The sequence below is a fragment of the Pseudomonas mendocina genome, from assembly GCF_003008615.1.
Lineage (GTDB): Bacteria > Pseudomonadota > Gammaproteobacteria > Pseudomonadales > Pseudomonadaceae > Aquipseudomonas > Aquipseudomonas mendocina_C.
Window position 1 is genome coordinate 4,542,008 of sequence record NZ_CP027657.1, and the last position, 18,397, is coordinate 4,560,404.

Annotated in this window: 19 protein-coding genes; 8 read left to right on the top strand and 11 right to left on the bottom strand. The window is 62.7% G+C overall.

The window, feature by feature from the left end:
• The first annotated feature begins 81 nt into the window (after nt 1-81).
• The 5 genes from C7A17_RS21035 (at nt 82) to C7A17_RS21055 (ending at nt 4,839) form a co-directional block, all read left to right on the top strand.
• Entirely contained in the window at nt 82-1,557 is a 1,476-nt protein-coding gene (locus C7A17_RS21035) for a flavin-containing monooxygenase (RefSeq protein WP_199796351.1), read from the top strand.
• Nucleotides 1,541-2,470, top strand: a complete 930-nt coding sequence (locus C7A17_RS21040; RefSeq protein ID WP_106740088.1) for an alpha/beta hydrolase — start codon at nt 1,541-1,543, stop codon at nt 2,468-2,470. Before C7A17_RS21035 ends, C7A17_RS21040 begins: the two co-directional genes overlap by 17 nt.
• Nucleotides 2,470-3,231 (top strand): SDR family oxidoreductase, encoded by a 762-nt coding sequence (locus C7A17_RS21045; RefSeq protein WP_106740091.1) that lies wholly within the window; start codon nt 2,470-2,472, stop codon nt 3,229-3,231. The genes C7A17_RS21040 and C7A17_RS21045 overlap by 1 nt, the downstream gene beginning before the upstream one ends.
• Before the next feature lie 319 nt (nt 3,232-3,550).
• Nucleotides 3,551-3,895, top strand: coding sequence for a ribonuclease E inhibitor RraB (locus tag C7A17_RS21050; protein WP_061242478.1), 345 nt, complete (start codon nt 3,551-3,553; stop codon nt 3,893-3,895).
• 236 nt (nt 3,896-4,131) lie between these two features.
• Complete coding sequence (locus tag C7A17_RS21055) at nt 4,132-4,839, top strand: type 1 glutamine amidotransferase (protein WP_106740093.1); 708 nt, start codon at nt 4,132-4,134, stop codon at nt 4,837-4,839.
• A 105-nt stretch (nt 4,840-4,944) separates the two neighbouring features.
• Here the strand turns inward: C7A17_RS21055 and C7A17_RS21060 are convergent, their stop codons facing one another.
• From C7A17_RS21060 to acnA, 10 genes are all read right to left on the bottom strand, one after another.
• On the bottom strand, nt 4,945-5,280 hold the full coding sequence (locus C7A17_RS21060; RefSeq protein WP_199796352.1) for a hypothetical protein: 336 nt from the start codon (nt 5,278-5,280) through the stop codon (nt 4,945-4,947).
• Between the two features lie 25 nt (nt 5,281-5,305).
• Nucleotides 5,306-5,842: a DinB family protein gene (locus C7A17_RS21065; protein WP_106740098.1), complete on the bottom strand. Its 537-nt coding sequence runs from the start codon at nt 5,840-5,842 to the stop codon at nt 5,306-5,308.
• Between the two features lie 22 nt (nt 5,843-5,864).
• Complete coding sequence (locus C7A17_RS21070; RefSeq protein ID WP_106740100.1) at nt 5,865-6,428, bottom strand: GNAT family N-acetyltransferase; 564 nt, start codon at nt 6,426-6,428, stop codon at nt 5,865-5,867.
• A gap of 14 nt (nt 6,429-6,442) precedes the next feature.
• The gene (locus C7A17_RS21075) at nt 6,443-7,144 is read right to left on the bottom strand and encodes an SDR family oxidoreductase (RefSeq protein ID WP_106740102.1); all 702 of its coding nucleotides are present in this window, start codon (nt 7,142-7,144) and stop codon (nt 6,443-6,445) included.
• A gap of 257 nt (nt 7,145-7,401) precedes the next feature.
• Nucleotides 7,402-7,764 (bottom strand): VOC family protein, encoded by a 363-nt coding sequence (locus C7A17_RS21080; RefSeq protein WP_106740105.1) that lies wholly within the window; start codon nt 7,762-7,764, stop codon nt 7,402-7,404.
• A 31-nt stretch (nt 7,765-7,795) separates the two neighbouring features.
• On the bottom strand, nt 7,796-8,032 hold the full coding sequence (locus C7A17_RS21085; protein ID WP_079783468.1) for a helix-hairpin-helix domain-containing protein: 237 nt from the start codon (nt 8,030-8,032) through the stop codon (nt 7,796-7,798).
• 89 nt (nt 8,033-8,121) lie between these two features.
• Complete coding sequence (locus C7A17_RS21090) at nt 8,122-8,688, bottom strand: hypothetical protein (RefSeq protein WP_106740107.1); 567 nt, start codon at nt 8,686-8,688, stop codon at nt 8,122-8,124.
• Between the two features lie 90 nt (nt 8,689-8,778).
• Nucleotides 8,779-9,048, bottom strand: a complete 270-nt coding sequence (locus C7A17_RS21095; RefSeq protein ID WP_106740109.1) for a hypothetical protein — start codon at nt 9,046-9,048, stop codon at nt 8,779-8,781.
• A gap of 250 nt (nt 9,049-9,298) precedes the next feature.
• Entirely contained in the window at nt 9,299-10,864 is a 1,566-nt protein-coding gene (locus C7A17_RS21100) for a methyl-accepting chemotaxis protein (protein ID WP_106740111.1), read from the bottom strand.
• A gap of 178 nt (nt 10,865-11,042) precedes the next feature.
• Nucleotides 11,043-13,793: an aconitate hydratase AcnA gene (acnA, locus tag C7A17_RS21105; RefSeq protein WP_106740113.1), complete on the bottom strand. Its 2,751-nt coding sequence runs from the start codon at nt 13,791-13,793 to the stop codon at nt 11,043-11,045.
• 269 nt (nt 13,794-14,062) lie between these two features.
• Here acnA and rlmM point away from each other — a divergent pair, with 269 nt between their 5' ends.
• On the top strand, nt 14,063-15,118 hold the full coding sequence (rlmM, locus tag C7A17_RS21110; protein ID WP_106740116.1) for a 23S rRNA (cytidine(2498)-2'-O)-methyltransferase RlmM: 1,056 nt from the start codon (nt 14,063-14,065) through the stop codon (nt 15,116-15,118).
• A gap of 213 nt (nt 15,119-15,331) precedes the next feature.
• Complete coding sequence (gene tusA / locus C7A17_RS21115; RefSeq protein ID WP_106740119.1) at nt 15,332-15,583, top strand: sulfurtransferase TusA; 252 nt, start codon at nt 15,332-15,334, stop codon at nt 15,581-15,583.
• A gap of 105 nt (nt 15,584-15,688) precedes the next feature.
• On the opposite strand, the gene C7A17_RS21120 is transcribed toward tusA, so the two are convergent.
• Nucleotides 15,689-17,056: an MATE family efflux transporter gene (locus C7A17_RS21120; RefSeq protein ID WP_106740121.1), complete on the bottom strand. Its 1,368-nt coding sequence runs from the start codon at nt 17,054-17,056 to the stop codon at nt 15,689-15,691.
• Nucleotides 17,057-17,186: 130 nt separating this feature from the next.
• On the opposite strand from C7A17_RS21120, the gene pdxB reads away from it, so the two are divergent.
• A complete protein-coding gene (pdxB, locus tag C7A17_RS21125; protein WP_106740123.1) occupies nt 17,187-18,317 on the top strand; it encodes a 4-phosphoerythronate dehydrogenase PdxB in 1,131 nt (376 codons plus the stop codon).
• Nucleotides 18,318-18,397 lie beyond the last annotated feature (80 nt).

The window sequence follows — 18,397 nt, forward strand, 5'->3', positions numbered from 1 at the left end:
CAATATCATGGCCGACTATGCCATAACCTGAGTGCGGGGACGCAAGTAGCATCAGCTCATCACCATAAACGGGTTACTACAATGCATAACAACCCCCGTACGAACGCGCCCTGGCGCGTGTTGATCATCGGCAGCGGTTTTGCCGGTCTGGGCCTGGCCATGCAGTTGCGTAAGGCCGGTGACGACGACTTCCTGTTGCTGGAGAAGGCCGACGAGGTCGGCGGCACCTGGCGCGACAACAGCTATCCGGGCGCCGCCTGCGATGTGCCTTCGCACCTGTATTCCTTTTCCTTCGAGCCCAAGCACGACTGGTCGCGCAAGTTCGCGCCGCAGGCGGAAATCCACGCCTACATCCTGCAGTGCGTGGAAAAGCACCGGCTGCGCCCACACATCCGCCTGAACAGCGAAGTGCTCGGTGCTGAGTTCGATGCCGAGCGCGGCATTTGGCGTGTCGAGCTGGCGGCAGGCGAGGTAATCGAGGCACAGGCGCTGGTCAGTGCCTGCGGCCAGCTCAATCGGCCGGCCTACCCGAAACTGCCCGGCCTTTCGCATTTCCGTGGCGAGGCCTTTCACTCGGCGCGCTGGCGCCATGACCTCGATCTGACCGGCAAACGCGTGGCGGTGATTGGCACCGGCGCTTCGGCGATCCAGTTCGTGCCGCAGATCCAGCCCAAGGTCGCCAGCTTGAGCCTTTTCCAGCGTTCGGCGGCCTATGTACTGGCCAAGCCGGATCGTCCCTACCGCGCTTGGGAGATGGCCCTGAAGCGTCGTTTGCCTCTTTGGCAGCGCGCCGACCGCCTCCTGCAGTACCTGCATCACGAGGGCCGGGCGTTGGCCTTCATCCGCTTTCCCTGGCTGATGCGTCTGTTTCGCCACAGCTTCACCCGCCATCTGCAACGGCAGATGCCCGATGCCGGCAAGCGTGCGCAATTGCAGCCGGACTATCCCATGGGCTGCAAGCGCATCCTGATCAGCAACGACTACTTCCCGGCGCTGGCGCAGGCCAATGTCGAGGTCGTCGACGCGGCGATCCGCGAGGTGCGCGAGCATTCGCTGGTGACCGCCGATGGCCGCGAGCATCCCTGCGACGTGCTGATCTACGGTACCGGCTTCACTGCCACCGACTTCCTCGCGCCGATGCGCATTCGTGGCCTCGGTGGGCTGGAGCTGAACCAGGCCTGGAGGGAGGGCGCCGAGGCCTACAAGGGCATCAGTGTCAGCGGCTTTCCCAACCTGTTCCTGCTCTACGGGCCGAACACCAACCTCGGCCACAACTCCATTCTCTATATGTTGGAAAGCCAGTACGCCTATGTGCTGGGCTGCCTGCAGGCGCTGCGCGAACAGCGCCTGCGCTACCTCGACCTGCGCCCGGCGGTGCAACGGCTCTACAACACCGAGTTGCAACAGGCGACTCATCGAACGATATGGGAACAGGGCTGCGACAGCTGGTACAAGACCGCTACCGGCAAGAACACCAACAACTGGCCGGGCTTCACCTTCACCTATCGCCTCATGACCCGTACTCCGGAGCTTGCCGACTATGACTGCGTCCGCTGACTTCAAAGCCCCCGCTGCCGAGCAGATGCTGCTGCGCGGCCTGTTGCGCGGCTTTCTGCGCCTGTTCTTCCGCGGCCTGGTGCGGCCGCCGATGCCGGTGGCCGGGCAGCGTCGGGTGCTGCGTGCACTCACCACCATCACTCTGACGCCGCGCGGGGTCAGCCGCAGTGCTGCGACCTTGGCCGGACGCCCCTGCGAGTGGCATCGACCGCCTGCCAGCAACGGCAGCGTGCTGCTCTACCTGCACGGCGGCGCCTTCATGATCGGTGGGCCGGATACGCACCGCGGCATCTGCGCCAGTCTGGCTAAGCGCGGTGCTCTGGAGGTCTGCGCGCTGGATTACCGCCTGGCGCCGGAGCATCCCTATCCGGCGGCGCGCGATGATGTGGTGGCGGCTTACCAGGCGCTGCTGGAAGCGGGCTATCGACCGCAGCAGATCGCCATTGGTGGCGATTCGGCTGGCGGCAACCTGAGCCTGGTCGGTTGCCTGCGCCTCATCGAGCTCGGCTTGCCGGCGCCCGCCGCGCTGGTGTGCTTCTCGCCGGCCACCGATTTCACTGGCGAACAGATGCACGAGCCGCCAGCCGGCGATCCGCTGATCCACCCCAGCTGGATCGAACAGGCTGCCGAGCTGTATTGCCCGGCCGATCTGCCGCGCAACGACCCAGGCATGTCGCCGGTGTTCGCCGACCTCAGCCGCCTGCCACCGACACTGATTCAGGTGGGGGAGGACGAGTTGTTGCTCAACGACAGCCTGCGCCTGGCCGAGCGCGCCAAGGCGGCCGGGGTGAACGTGCGCCTGGAGCGTTATCCGGGGCTGTGGCACGTGTTCCAGGCGCACGTCGGTATGTTGCGTGCGGCGGATTACGCCATTGCCCGCGTGGTGGCCTTTCTGCGTGAGCGGGGCATGTGATGAACAACATCCTCATCAGCGGCGCTGCATCGGGCATTGGCGCCGCCACCGCGCGGCTGTTTCACGCGCGGGGCTGGCGGGTCGGGTTACTGGATGTTGATGAAAAGGCACTGGAGGCCTTGGCCGCCGAACTGGGCGGTGCCTGGCATGCGTCGCTGGATGTAGTCGATGCCGCGGCTGTGAAAGTCGCGCTGGCCGACTTCTGCACGCAGAGCGGCGGCCAGTTGCGCCTGCTGTTCAACGGCGCGGGCATTCTGCGCACCGGTGCCTTCGCCGATATCGAACTGGAGCAGCACACGCGCCTGGTACAGATCAATGTGCTCGGCGTGCTCAACCTCTGCCATGCGGCATTCACCTATCTCAAGGCAACGCCAGAGGCGCAGGTGATCAACATGGGCTCGGCCTCGGGGCTCTACGGCGTGCCACAGCTCGCCAGTTACTCGGCCAGCAAGTTCGCCGTACGCGGCCTGACCGAGGCGCTGGAGCTGGAATGGCGCGAATACGGCATCCGCGTGGGTGACCTGATGCCGCCATTCGTCGACACGCCGATGGTGCGCAGCCAGGCGCAGCGTCCGCCAGTGATGCGTCGTCTGGGCGTGCGCCTGGACGCTGTGCAGATCGCCGAAGCGGCCTGGAAGCAGGCCCACGCCAGCATCGTGCATCGCCCGGTGGGGCTGCAGTTCGGGCTGCTGTTTTCCCTTGGGCAGATCACGCCTGGCTGGATCAACAGGTTGCTAATGGGCTGGCTCAGTCGCCCATGAGTTCGGGCGAGGCGTTCAGGCTGGCCAATTGCCGCCGGTCGTCGGCTTTGTCACAAAGGCTTTCTGGACGACACCAATCTCGCGTTTAGCGGCTACTCTTGAGGTGACGGTTCTCAGCCCGGTGTTCTGCCGGGCAGTCGTCGATACGCTTGCAGTAGACACATCGAGCACCTGCTCGATTCTCGGGGCGGCGCCAATTGGGTGCCTCTGAAAACGCAGGCCGTTTTCAGGGTTTCCTGGTAGGAGCCGCGACACCGTCCAAAGGGCGGTCGCATTGGGAAAGCGGTTAATCCATCCATAGCCTGAGAGGGGGTCGTTTATGAGCACAGCCTTCCACGAAGACTCCAGCACGTCGGTGCTGCGTCGGATGAAAGAAGGGGGATTCGACTTCGCCCAGTTTCACCCGATCGAGTTCTACGCCATCTTTCCCGACGAAGAACGGGCCAGAATGGCGGCCAGAAACTTTCGCGGCGAGTCGCTCAACGCCCAGATATCCGCCCGCGAGGACGGTATCTGGCACCTGCAAATCAGCAAGGTGATGTACGCCACCCATGCCGGTATCGGCGAGTTCGAACATGACCTGGAGTCCATCGTCGTCCCGCTGGGCGGCAAGATGGATGGCTGGGGCGTTACCCAGGAGGTGAAAGCGTCAGCCATGCGTTAGGGAAACACTGAAAAGTTGTCATGCCCGCACAGGCGGGCATCCAGAACCCGCGAATTATCTGGGCTCCCGCCTTCGCGGGAGTGACGATAGATGACTTTTTCAGTACATCCACAAGTGCGGATGCAGCGGCGTCCATCAGCTCAGACCATCGGCCGGTTGTCCGGCCGATGGTTTCAAACTCCAGCCCACCTCGACTTGCCAATCCTTCTCGCGCAGACTTCGCGGCGGAGGTGCTCATGGCCGATGTTCTGATCCTGACTCATATCGATTATTGCCCGCCCGCTCACCTGGCGCAGGTGCTGCAGGCGCGTGGCTGCAGCTTCGACGTGTTGCGTGTCGATCTGGGTGAACTGCACGGTTACGACCTGGAGCGGTCCAAGGCGGTTGCCGTGATGGGTGGGCCGATGAGCGTCAACGACCCACTGCCCTGGATCGCCGACGAAGTGGCGGCGCTGCAGCGTTTTATCGAGCGCGATATCCCCCTCATCGGTCACTGCCTGGGCGGCCAGTTGCTGGCCAAGGCACTGGGTGCCAGCATTCGTCGCATGCCTTATACCGAAGCGGGTTGGCAGCTCATGCAGCGTCGCCCGGAGGCCGTCGATAGCCCCTGGTTGGCGCATTTGCCTGAAGCGTTCGGCATTTTCCAGTGGCATGGCGACACCTTCGCGCTACCAGACGGCGCTCAGCCGCTGCTGAGCAGCCGCTGGTGCGACAATCAGGCCTTCGCGTGGGGGGACAAGGTGCTGGCGTTGCAAGGGCATCCGGAAATGACCCAGGCATTGATCGAGCTCTGGCTCGACGATTGGGCACATCTGCTCGATGCCAGCCAGCCCAGTCAGCAGAGCATCGCCGACATGCGGGAAGACTTGACTGGGAAGGTCAGGGCGCTGAATCAGGTCGCCGAGGGTTTCTACACGCACTGGCTGAAACTGGCCGAGCTTTGACGTCTGTTAGTCACGGGGCGCGACGCCTAAAGATCGGCCTGAGGCTATGCCGCAGGGGCCCAACATCGGTGTGAAGTCTTTGCCGCGCGCTGGCGTTTCCAGCTTCTACGGCCCCCAATAATTGAAGTAGTAGATGTTGCCGGGTTTGATCTCGATATCGATCTCCCCGCCGCACTTGATCGTGCGCGTCCCCGGCATGACTTCCCCTGCCTCGTGAAGCAGGTGAGGCCAGCGATTGCCATCTACCGAGAGCGGCCCGCAGCCACCACCGTTATCGTGTTCAATCACCAGATACGTCTTGCCGTCCGTGGATGGCTTGTAGCGGCCTCTGAGCTCATAAGTGGCATCCGCATCGGTAGAGGCGATGTTCACCAGCAAAAACGCCACTGCAATCACAAGAGCGGCGCCGAGGACGATCAGCAGATACTTGAGTGCTCGCATCATTGGCTGCAGAGCTTGCTCGATTTCATAGCTCTTCAGGGATCAACATCAGTAGATCGGTCACCCCGACATCCACACCCGCCTGGCTCAGTAGCGTCGTGACCTGGCCGCGGTGATGCGTCTGATGGTTGAACAGGTGCATCAACAGGGCGAAGAAATTCCTTCGCGCTTCCACGCCTTTCATATTGCGATAGCTGAGCGGCTGATCCAGTTGCTCTTCGCGAATTTCCTGCGCCAAGGCTTCGATGCAGGCATCCAGTCGTTGGCGCAGTACCCGCAGTTCACGGATATCCGCTGCCATCGGCTGATCCAGGCGTTCTGGTTTGTTCAGCGTGTCGAGTGCCGCTAGCGCCTGGTAACCGGCTGGATGAAAGGTGTAACGACCAAGCCAGATCCGGTCGGCCACCACCAGATGATTGAGTGTGCCCAGAATCGAACCGAAGAATGCATTACGCTCGGCGCTCAGCGCCTCGTCGGACAGGCTGGATGCAGCAGCGTAGAGCCGTTCGTTCATCCAGGCGTTGTAGCGGGACATCAGGCGGATATGGTCGATTCTCTGCATGGATTCACCTGTTGTTCACGAATTACCGGTGGCTATGGCGGCTGCGCCAGTCTTCTTTCAGCAACCCGTAGAGTGCCGAGTCCGACACTTGCCCGTCGATGATCCAGCGCTGGCGCAGCAACCCTTCCTGGCTGAAGCCCAGGCGCTGCAGAGCACGACCGGAGGCGCTGTTGGTTGGGTCGATTTCAGCCTCGACGCGATTCAGACCCAGGGTTTCGAAAGCATGGCGCAGTAGCTCGCCAGCCGCTTCCTGAACGTAACCCTTGCCCCAGGCAGACGATGCGATGCCAAAACCGATCTCCGCACGACGCGATTCCGGCTGGTAGTTGAACAGCAGGCATTTGCCGATCAGCTCGGCGCTTTCCCTGTCGACGATAGCCAGGGTCAGGCGTTGGCCATCGTGCATGGCCTGTTGCTCGGCGCGGATGAAATCCTGCGCTACGGCTTCGGAGTTCCAGGGTGGCGTGTTCCAGTACTGCATGACCTGAGGATCGGAAAAAATCGCGAACAGCGCCGAAGCGTCCGCTGCTTGCAGAGGGCGCAGCTGGAGGCGATTGGTTGTCAGTGTCACGGAAAGATCAGGCATGGGTTCCCTTGTATTCAGAAGCGCTCGTCGGCAATGGCGGGCAGCACCAGCTCGCGCACGTAACTGGCATCGGAAAGGCTCAGCAGGGTTCGCACCAGGGCGACGACATCGTGCAGCGGAATCAGCTGGCCTTCGCCGTTTTGCGCAGCCTGTTCGACCGGGGTTTGCAGACCATCCTGGGTGTTGAGATAGCCCAGCTGCAGGCAGGTGACGGCCAGACGCTGATCGCGAAAGCCCTCGCGCAGGCTCTCTGCGATGCCTTTAAGGGCGAACTTGCTGGCGCCGAAGGTGACTTCCGGGCGGCCACTTTGCGGCAGGGCCGAGGTGGAGCCGGTCAGGATCAGTTGCGGCTTGGCGCCGCCGAGCAGGCGCGGTAGCAGGCGTTTGAGCAGCAGCAAGGTCGCGCCGATATTGACGCTGACCATCTCGAGAATCTGTGCGTCGTCGTCCAGCAGAAAGCTGTAATCATCCTCGAACGCACGAGCTTCCCAGATCCCCAGGTTGTAGATGATCGCGTCCAGATGCTGTGGCGCCTGGGCTTCGATGGCGTCCACTGCCCGCAGAGGATCACTCATGTCCGCTTCGATCCACTGGATATCCGTGGCCAGGTCGGCCGGGCGGCTACGCGAAATCCCGATCAGCTCGTGGCTTGGTGCCAAACCTTCTACCAACGCACGGCCGAGACCTCGGCTCGCACCGATCACCATGATTCGCATCGCATGACTCCTTGGGTGGTTCGTGGATCATCCATGACTCAGGCGAAAGCGTTGCTCGCCCGAGAAGGGAAGGGCTGGGACGTTAATGGTGGAACTGGCGACGGGTCAAACGGGATATGCCAGGCAAGCACTTATCGTGTGAGGATTGCTCTCACCGTCACTCCCGCGCAGGCGGGAGCCCAGAGAGCTGTTCTGGGTTCCCGCCTGCGCGGGAACGACGGTCGCTGCAGGTGATACAGGCTCGCAGATGGTGGCGACTACTGACCGTCCGGCTCCGACCATACGGCAAACTCGTTGCCGCCCGGCTCGACGAAGTGAAAGCGTCTGCCTCCGGGGAAGGAAAAGATCGGTTTGACGACTTCCCCGCCGGCGGTTTCGACCTTGGCCAGGGTGTCTTCCAATTGGGCGCTGTAGAACACGATCAGTGCGCTGCCGTTGTCGCTGCGTGCGGACATCTCGGCGCTGAAGAAACCGCCATCCAGGCCTTCGTTGGCGAAGGCTGCGTACTCGGGGCCGTAATCCGTGAATCGCCAGCCGAATGCGGCCTGGAAGAAGGCTTTGGTAGCCGGCAGATCGCGGGTTGGGTATTCGACGTAGTTGATCTTCTCGTGGGCAGGCATGCCGGGTTCCTTGGCAGTGAAAGAGTGGGAGTTACTGACGTGATTTGGCCAGGTCGATGGCGGCCTGGATAGCTGCACGTGCTTGCGGACTGTTTTTCCAGCAGGTCGAGCCAAGCTGACCGGCTACTGCAGTGACGATATCGCTGACGCTGGCTTCGGCCAGTTCCTGAAGCGAGTTGATGCCGATCTGTTCAAGGCGCTGTACGACGGTCGGGCCTACGCCTTTAACGTTCAGAAGGGCTTGGTGTTCATCGGTTGGGAAGGGCATTGGGCTGGGACCGAATAATGAGTCGGGGAGTTAAGCGGAGCGCTACCCACCCGAAGGGCTATCAGTTTGTGGCCGAGAGCAGTGGGAAATCAGATTCCACTACCGATCTTGTTACCGAGCTTTATATCCAGCTCGTACAGAATACGGTCGGCCTCCTCGAACGGTAATTTTGGACTGGCTAGCCTGTGTAAGGCGTCGAGATAGTCGAAGTAGATGTCGCAGGAGATGCTCAAGTATCGCTTGTTCAGCTTCTGAGGCTTGGTTGGGTATTTGGCTTTGCCGGGATGGATGATTCGATAGACGCGATCATCGATGATCTGAAATACCGACGGATTCAAGAACCTGAGAATCGTCGAGGCCATTGGCAGTGCGATTCCGGAGGTCTTCAACAGCTTTTGCAGGACAGGTTCGGCTTGCCGGTGTTCTGTAGCTTTAAGTGTCCCGACACACTTGAGTTCGTCCAGCAGATCATTCTGGATATTCGGAAAGCGATTGAGCTTCCACAGAACGATTTCGTAGAAGGTTTTGATATCAAGATCTTCTGGTTTGAGCGTATCAAGCTTCGTAGTCAACTCGCCCTGGTAGCTGTACTCGTCCAGTAATGCCCTGGGGTCGTCGCCCCATATATGTTTGTATTTGGAGATGAGCTCAGTCATCCGGTGTTCCTCATGAGGTCTGACGAGCAAGCAAGGGGGAAAGCGCTGTGCTTAGCCACCCGCAATGGCGTCCGCGAGTGAAGCGCAGCATCATGCTGTCGCCATTGACCAGACTTGGAACCCGACGGAGCAGAATAGTCCGATGATGACGAGGGATCTGTCTGTGAAGCTTTTGGCTGAGCGTGCCGACAGTGCGGCGAGAAGGATGCCTACCGACGCACCGGTGTTCGCGATGGCGAAGCTCCTTTCATAGCTGCTGAACCAGAATGCAACTGCGCAGATGATGAGTGCGACCAACAGAAGCACGAGTATCGAGTTGAAAAAAATGAGCACGTAGTTTTTGTCTTCGCTGGTGTCCATGCGAGAAAAGTCCCTGTGACGTTTACTTCTTAGTTGGGTGCGTCGCTAGCAGGATGGACAGCGTTCCGCGTATCCGTCTGCAAGGGTATTAGCATCAACAAGTGAGGCCGCGGGCAGTTTATACACCAGTCCATATAACGACTGGCAAGTGGCAATGGCGCGCGCCGGCGCGAGGTAGAGAGCCGGCGGCGGTTTGCGTGTGGTGACAGGTGAGCAAAGGCGCAGCGGCTCAGCCGCTGCGCCTTTTGTTTCAGCGGTTGAAACGTTCGACCAGGGCGTATTGGCCCTGTGCGGTGTTGGTCAGGGCTTCGCTGAGTTTGGCGGTGTCGTTGGCTTCGCCTGCAGTCTGGTCGGCCAGTTGGGCGATGGTGGTGATGTTGCGGTTGATTTCGTCTGCAACCGCGCTTTGCTCTTCCGCCGCCGCGGCGATCTGGTTGGCCATGTCGGCGATATTGGCGACTGACTCGCTGATGCCGGCCAGCGCCTGATCGGCTTGCAGAACGCGCTCGACGCCTTCGTCGGCCTGCTTGCGGCCGATTTCCATGGTCAGTACGGCTTCTTCGGCCGTGCGCTGCAGTTTGGCGATCAGGGCGTGGATCTGTTCGGTGGACTCGGCGGTGCGCTGCGCCAGCGAGCGAACCTCGTCGGCCACCACGGCGAAGCCGCGGCCCATTTCACCGGCGCGGGCGGCTTCGATGGCAGCGTTGAGGGCGAGCAGGTTGGTCTGGTCGGCGATACCTTTGATCACGTCGACCACACCGCCGATTTCATTGCTGTCCTGGGCCAGGCGGGTAACGGTCTCGCCGGTGTCGCCCACCGATTGCGACAGGCGCTGGATGGCTTCGCGGGTTTCCGCGGCTATACCGCGTCCCTCGCCGGTCAGGCGGTTGGCTTCCTGGGTAGCGATGGCCGTACGCGCGACATTGCTGGCCACCTCCAGGGTGGTGGCGGCCATTTCGTTGACGGCGGTAGCGACCTGTTCGGTCTCGCTGCGCTGGCGCTCGAGGCCGGCCGAGCTGTTGTGCGCGAGCTTGTCGGCTTCACGCGCTTGCTGGGTCAGTTGCTCGGCGGTGTCCTGCAGGCGGGTGAGGCAGGTTTTCAGCCGTGCTTCCTGGCTGAGCATGGCCATTTCCAGGCGAGCTTCGGCGCCGCGGCTGTCGGTGTACATCTGCGCGATCAGCGGATCTGAAGTGGTTTGCTCGGCAAGGCGCAGCAGGCGTTGGACGCCGCGTGTCTGCCAGGCGATGCCGGCCAGACCCAGCGGTACGGAGAGCAGGGCGGCGAGGATGAAGCCCCAGTTGCTGCCCATCCAGTGGCCAATCATGAAGCCGATCTGGCTGACCAGGATGAAGGGCATCCACGCTTGGACGATCGGCAGCCACTGATTGCTTGCCGGAACGGCCGACTTGCCGGCGTTGATGCGGGCGTACAGCGTTTCGGCGCGGCGTACTTGCTCGGCGGTCGGTTTGACACGGACGGATTCGTAGCCGACGACCTGATTGTTTTCGGTCACAGGCGTGACGTAGGCGTTGACCCAGTAGTGGTCGCCATTCTTACTGCGATTCTTGACGATGCCCATCCACGGGCGGCCCTTTTTCAGGGTCGTCCACATATGCTCGAAAACGGCCGACGGGACGTCCGGATGGCGCACGATGTTGTGCGGCGAACGCAGCAATTCTTCACGGGTGAAGCCGCTGATGTCGACGAAGGCGTCGTTGCAGTAGGTGATTTGCCCTTTGAGATCGGTGGTGGATATCAGGCGTTGTTGCGCAGGAAAGGTGCGCTCACGCTGAGTGACCGGCTGGTTGTTACGCATGGCAGGTATCCGTCGTTGTAATGCCCTGTTCATCGGCCGACGAACGGCGAAGTTGAGGGCGAATCCGTTTTTTGGCGAGTGTAAACGCTTTTTGAATGGCGTCACATTTTTGTCACGACGTTGGCCATCCCTGGCCCGACGGAGCAACCCTGCTGCATGGTACGGCAGGGCAGGTGCATCAGTTGGCGATCATCTGGCGCAGTACGTAGTGCAGGATGCCGCCGGCTTTGAAGTACTCGACTTCGTTGAGGGTGTCGATGCGGCACAGCACCTCGACCTCCTCGTGCTGGCCGTCTTCGCGGGTGATGATCAGCGTCAGCGGCATCTGCGGGCGCAGTTCCACGCCTTCCACGCCTTCCAGGCCTTCGATGGCCAGCACTTCCTGGCCGGTCAACTTGAGGCTGTTGCGGTCGGTGCCGGGTTTGAACTGCAACGGCAGCACGCCCATGCCCACCAGGTTGGAGCGGTGGATGCGCTCGAAGCTTTCGGCGATCACCGCCTTGACTCCCAGCAGGTTGGTGCCCTTGGCCGCCCAGTCGCGGCTGGAACCGGTGCCGTATTCCTTGCCGGCGATGATCAGCAGCGGTGTGCCTTCGGCCTGGTAACGCATGGCCGCATCGTAGATCGCCAGCTTTTCGCCGCTCGGCACATGCAGGGTGTTACCGCCTTCCTCGCCGCCGAGCATTTCGTTGCGGATGCGGATATTGGCGAAGGTACCGCGCATCATCACTTCATGGTTGCCGCGGCGCGAGCCGTAGGAGTTGAAGTCGGCCTTGTCCACGCCGTGCTCGCTCAGGTAGTGCCCTGCCGGACTGTCGGCCTTGATGTTGCCGGCCGGGGAGATGTGGTCGGTGGTCACCGAGTCGCCGAGCAGAGCGAGGATGCGCGCCTGGCGGATATCGGTGATGCGCGGTGGGTCACCGGCGATGTCCTCGAAGAACGGTGGATGCTGGATATAGGTGGAATCGCCTTGCCAGGCATAGGTATCGGCCTTGGGCACATCGATGGCCTGCCACTTCTCGTCACCGGCGAAGACTTCGGCGTATTCCTTGCGGAACATGGCGGTGTCGACCTTGGCGATGGCGTCGGCGATCTCGGCCTGGGTCGGCCAGATGTCCTTCAGGTACACCGGCTGGCCATCCTTGCCGGTACCGAGGGCATCCTGGGTCAGGTCGAGGCGTACGCTGCCGGCGAGGGCATAGGCGACCACCAGGGGCGGCGAGGCCAGCCAGTTGGTCTTCACCAGCGGGTGTACGCGGCCCTCGAAGTTGCGATTGCCGGACAGCACCGAGGCGACGGTGAGGTCGGCCTGAGTGATGGCTTTCTCGATGGGCTCGCGCAGTGGGCCGGAGTTACCGATGCAGGTGGTGCAGCCGTAGCCCACCAGGTCGAAGCCGAGCTTCTCCAGATAAGGCGTTAGGCCGGCGGCATTGAAGTATTCGGTGACCACCTTGGAGCCAGGGGCCAGCGAACTCTTCACCCAGGGCTGGCGTTGCAGGCCCTTTTCCACGGCTTTCTTGGCCAGCAGGCCGGCGGCCATCATCACGCTGGGGTTGGAGGTGTTGGTGCAGGAGGTGATGGCGGCGATCACCACGGAGCCATCTTTCAGGCGATGGGTGTGGCCTTCGTCCTGGTAGTCGATCTCACCGCTTTGCTTGTCGCCACCTACAGCGGTGCCGCCCCCGCCTTCATTGAGCATGCGGCCGTCTTCCTTGGCGGTGGGCTTGAGCTGCAGGCCGACGAAGTCGTCGAAGGCCTGGCTGACCTGGCCCAGCGAGACGCGATCCTGAGGGCGCTTGGGGCCGGCCAGGCTGGCCTCGACGCTGCCCAGATCCAGGCTCAGGCTGTCGGTGAACACGGGCTCGGCGCCTGGCTCGCGCCACAGACCCTGGGCCTTGCTGTAGGCCTCGACCAGTTGCACGGTAGCGTCCGGGCGACCGGACAGGCGCAGGTAACCGAGGGTGATATCGTCCACCGGGAAGAAGCCGCAGGTGGCGCCGTATTCCGGCGCCATGTTGGCGATGGTGGCGCGGTCGGCCAGTGGTAGGTCGGCCAGGCCGTCGCCATAGAACTCGACGAATTTGCCCACCACGCCTTTCTTGCGCAGCATCTGGGTGACGGTGAGTACCAGGTCGGTAGCGGTGATGCCTTCCTTGAGCTTGCCGCTGAGCTTGAAGCCGATCACCTCGGGAATCAGCATCGACACCGGCTGGCCGAGCATCGCCGCTTCCGCCTCGATGCCGCCGACGCCCCAGCCGAGTACGCCAAGGCCGTTGATCATGGTGGTGTGCGAGTCGGTGCCGACCAGGGTGTCGGGGTAGGCGAGGGTGATGCCGTCCTCTTCTTTGGTCCACACGGTGCGCGCCAGGTACTCGAGGTTGACCTGGTGACAGATGCCGGTGCCCGGCGGCACCACGCTGAAGTTGTCGAAGGCATGCTGGCCCCAGCGCAGGAAGGCGTAGCGCTCGCCGTTGCGCTGCATTTCCAGTTCGACGTTGTCATGGAAGGCGCTGGAGGAGGCGTAGCGGTCGACCATCACCGAGTGGTCGATGACCAGATCCACCGGCGACAGCGGGTTTATTCGCTGCGGATCGCCGCCGGCCTTGGCCATGGCATCGCGCATGGCTGCCAGGTCGACCACGGCGGGTACGCCGGTAAAGTCCTGCATCAGTACACGCGCCGGGCGGTACTGGATCTCACGATCGGAGGCGCGCTTGTCGAGCCAGTCGACCATGGCTTGCAGGTCTTCGGGCATGACTGTCTTGCCGTCTTCGTTGCGCAACAGGTTTTCCAGTAGAACCTTGAGCGACATGGGCAGGCGGTCGATATTGCCGAGCCGCTGGGCGGCCTCGGGCAGGCTGAAATAGTGGTAGGTGGCGTCGCCGATCTTCAGTTCGCGGCGGCAGTTCAGGCTATCGAGGGAGGGCATTGCACATCTCCTTGGGCCCGCACGGTTCGGGCTGTGTCTGATGGCGGCAGACCTTCAAGCTAGTTCGGCTTGGGCGGTCTGGCTAGCGCATATCCTTTAGGGGTTGCCATGCGCTGCCTGTTTATTGGATGGCCGGGCTTCATCGAGGCGCATTCGCCAGCGGCCTGGTTGCCGATCCGTATCTGTTGGCAGCACATGTATAGCTGGACAGGTTTAACGGCTCGGGGTTCCGGTCTCGGGTATCATGCGCGACTCGAGGAGACCCTTTGATGAATACCCTGTTTCTGCATTGCCGCCCCGGTTTCGAGGGTGAGGTCTGCGCCGAGATCACCGACCTCGCTGCGCGTCTGGATGTGTCCGGCTATTCCAGAACCAAGCCTGGCAGCGCGTGCGCCGAGTTCGTCTGCAGTGAGGCCGATGGCAGCGAGCGTCTGATGCGCAGTGTGCGCTTCAATAGCCTGATATTCCCGCGGCAATGGGCGCGCGGTGGTTTCGTCATGTTGCCAGAGAGCGATCGCATCAGCGTGCTGCTCGAGGCTCTGGCCGATTATCCGGTGTGCGGCAGTCTGTGGTTGGAAGTGGTGGATACCAACGACGGCAAGGAACTCTCGACCTTCTGCAAGAAGTTCGAGGCGCCCCTGCGCAAGGCGCTGCTCAAGGCTGGCAAGCTGGTGGACGATGCGAAGAAGCCACGCCTGCTGCTGACCTTCAAGAGCGGTCGCGAGGTGTTCGCTGGTATCGCCGAGGCGGATAACCAGGCGATGTGGCCGATGGGCATTCCGCGTCTGAAGTTTCCGCGCGAGGCGCCGAGCCGCTCCACGCTCAAGCTTGAGGAAGCCTGGCACCATTTCATTCCGCGTGAGCAGTGGGATCAGCGCCTGGCGCCGGGCATGACCGCCGTGGATCTGGGCGCCGCGCCCGGAGGTTGGACCTGGCAACTGGTCAATCGGGAGATTCGCGTCACTGCCGTGGACAACGGGCCGATGGCCGAAAGCCTGATGTATTCCGGTTTCGTCGTGCACCAGCGCGCCGATGGTTTCCTGTTCCGCCCGCGGCATCCGGTGCACTGGATGGTCTGCGATATCGTCGAGAAACCGGCGCGCACGGCCGCGATGATCGAAACCTGGCTGGGCGAGGGGCTGTGCCGCGAGGCGGTGGTCAACCTCAAACTGCCGATGAAACAGCGCTACGCTGAAGTGCGGCGCCTGCTCGATCGTATCGAGTCGGGGTTGGCGGAGCGCGGCCTGAAGGTCAGCATCGGCTGCAAGCAGCTCTATCACGACCGTGAAGAAGTGACCTGCCACCTGCGCCGGCACGGCAAGTGACAAAGTGAACCGGGCGCGGACATCCGTCCGGCCCGGACTCCCGCGTCGCTCCAGGCTCCGCCCGAAGCTGGCGTGCGTGCCATCCATGACTCGCCAGAGCGCGAGCACTTTGCCGCAGTTGGCTGATGCACGCTGCCCATCCAAGGTTGTGCCTGCAGGGTGACCTGGAGGTCAGCTTTGCGCGACAATGCGCGCCTGCCTGTGGAGCCCCCTATGTCCGAAGCCCTGACCCTGAATCACGATGACCTGCTAGATGCCAGCGGCCTGCATTGTCCAGAACCGGTGATGATGCTGCACAACAAGGTGCGCGACCTTTCCCCTGGCGGCCTGCTCAAGGTGATCGCCACCGACCCGTCGACCCGCCGTGATATCCCTAAGTTCTGCGTTTTCCTCGGCCACGAACTGCTTGGCCAGGCTGAAGAAGATGGCAGCTATCTGTACTGGATTCGCAAGAAGACCGATTGATCGCGGCGGACTTACCCTACGGGCTTTTGCACCAACTTAACGAAGACATAACCCAAGTAGGGCGGGTGAAACCCGCCATTGGCGCCCTGGCGGGTTGCACCCGCCCTACCTGTGGATGCGCCGGCGCGCGCTGCTGGTCAGCCTGATCGACAGCATGATCGCCGCGCAGGTCAGCCCCACCACCAGCCCTTGCCACAGACCGCTGGGTCCGCTCGGTTCACCGAACCAGTCGGACAGCCCCAGCGCGTAACCCACCGGCAGGCCGATGCCCCAATAAGCGAACAATGTCAGCAGCATGGTCACCCGGGTGTCCTGATAACCCCGCAGGGCGCCGGCAGCGGTGACCTGGATGGCGTCCGAAAGCTGGAACAGTGCCGAGTAGACGATCAGCATGGCGGCAATCGCGATCACTTCGGCATCTGGTGTGTAGATGCGTGCGATGGGCTCGCGCAGCAACAGGATCAGGCTGGCCGATAGGAACGCATAGGCCAGTGCGGTGGCCATGCCGACCCCCGCAGCGAAGCGTGCCTGGCGCGGTTGCCCACGGCCCAGCGCCTGGCCGACGCGGACGGTCACGGCCATGCCCAGCGAGTAGGGGATCATGAACACCAGCGAGCTGAAATTCAGGGCGATCTGGTGGCCGGCCACCACGGTGGCGCCGAGGCCGCCGATCAGCAGGGCGATCACCGCGAAGATGCTCGACTCGGCGAATACTGACACGCCGATTGGTACGCCAATGCCCAGCAAGCGCTTGATGGTCGCCCACTCGGGCCAGTCGAAACGCTCGAATAGCCTGCTGGATTGGTAGTAAGGCGCCTTGCGAATCCACACCAGCATGCCCAATAGGGTGCAGGTCATGACCAGCGCGGTGGCCCAGCCGCAGCCGACCGCGCCCAGTGGCGGTACGCCGAACTTGCCGTAGATCAGCACGTAGTTGGCCGGAATGTTCAGCAGCAGGCCGAAGATGCCCAGCACCATGCTCGGTCGGGTATGACCCAGGCCATCGCTGAAACAGCGCAGCACGTGATACAGCGCCACGGCGGGGAAGCCACAGGCAACCGGGCGCAGGTAGCCCATGGCCGGTGCGATCAGATCCTCGTCCACCTTCATCAGGCGCAGGACGATTTCCGCATTCCACAACAAGGTCGCTGCGCAGAGGCCGACGAACAGTGCCAGCCACAGGGCCTGGCGCACCAGCGGGCCGATCTCTGCCTCCTGGCCCGCGCCAAAGCGCTGCGCCACCTTGGGCGTGGTGGCCAGCAGTACGCCGGTCATCAGCAGGAACACCGGTACCCAGATCGAGTTGCCCAACGCCACGGCGGCCAGATCGCGCGGGCTGACACGGCCGGACATGACGGTATCGACGAAGCTGATCGAGGTGTAGGACAGCTGGGCGATGATGATCGGGGTGGCCAGGGCGAGCAGCTCGCGCAGTTCCTTGCGCACGCGCCCCAGGCGGGTTTCGGCGGACATGTCGACTCTTCGTTAGAGGTGAGGGAAAACCGCCTAGTCTACGCGTTGACGCTTCGGTCAGAAAAGCCCGTGTGGGAGGACGCCAGCGGGCTGCTGGCATAGAATGGCGCCCTGACCTGCGGAGCCTGCCATGCATATCGTTGCCGACGAAAACATTCCCCTGCTCGATGAGTTCTTCGCCGACTTTGGCACCATTCGCCGCCTGCCAGGCCGCGCCATCACCGCACAGGACGTGCGCGACGCCGACCTGCTGCTGGTGCGTTCGGTGACGCGGGTCGATCGCGCCTTGCTCGCCGGTAGCCAGGTGAGCTTCGTCGGCACCTGCACCATCGGCACCGACCACCTGGATCTCGATTACTTCGCCGAGGCTGGCATCGCCTGGAGCAGCGCACCGGGTTGCAACGCCCGTGGCGTTGTGGACTACGTGCTGGGCAGCGTGCTGACCCTGGCCGAGCGCGAAGGCGTCGACCCGGCTGCGCGGGTTTATGGTGTGGTCGGAGCGGGGCAGGTAGGCGGGCGCTTGGTGCAGGTGCTAAGTGGCTTGGGGTGGCAGGTGCGAGTCTGTGACCCACCGCGTCAGGCCCGCGAGGGCGGCGATTTCGTCAGCCTGGAGCGAATCATCGACGAATGCGATGTGATCAGCCTGCACACGCCGCTGGATGCGTCGACACGTCACCTGTTCGATGCCGCGCGTCTGGCGGCGCTCAGAACCGGGAGCTGGCTGATCAACGCCAGCCGCGGCGCGGTGGTCGACAACGCCGCACTACGTGCATTGCTGCCTGAGCGAGGCGATCTCAAGGCCGTACTGGATGTCTGGGAGGGCGAGCCACAGGCTGATGTCGAGCTGGCCGCACTGTGTCAGTTGGCAACGCCGCACATCGCCGGCTACAGCCTGGACGGCAAGCTGCGCGGTACGGCGCAGATCTACCAGGCCTGCTGCCGTGTACTTGGCGTGCCCGAGCGGGTGCGCCTGGATGATCTGCTGCCAGCGCCCTGGTTGAGCGAGGTGACGCTGGACGCCAGTGCCGATCTGGCCTGGGCCCTGACCATCCTGTGCCGTGCAGTGTACGACCCGCGCCGCGACGATGCCGATTTTCGCCGCAGCCTGGTCGGCGACGCCGGCAGCCGCCGCGCTGCTTTCGACCACTTGCGCAAGCATTACCCGATGCGCCGCGAGACTGAGGGGCTGCGTGTGCGGCTGCAGGGCGATGCGCCTCAGCTCGCCGCGCTGGTACGAGCGCTAGGCGCTAACCTCCTGTAGGGCGGATTAGCCGTCTGTTACCTTTGTCGATCAGTTCGCTACGCCAGGCGCCGCGTAACCTGCCACCGATACAACGCGAT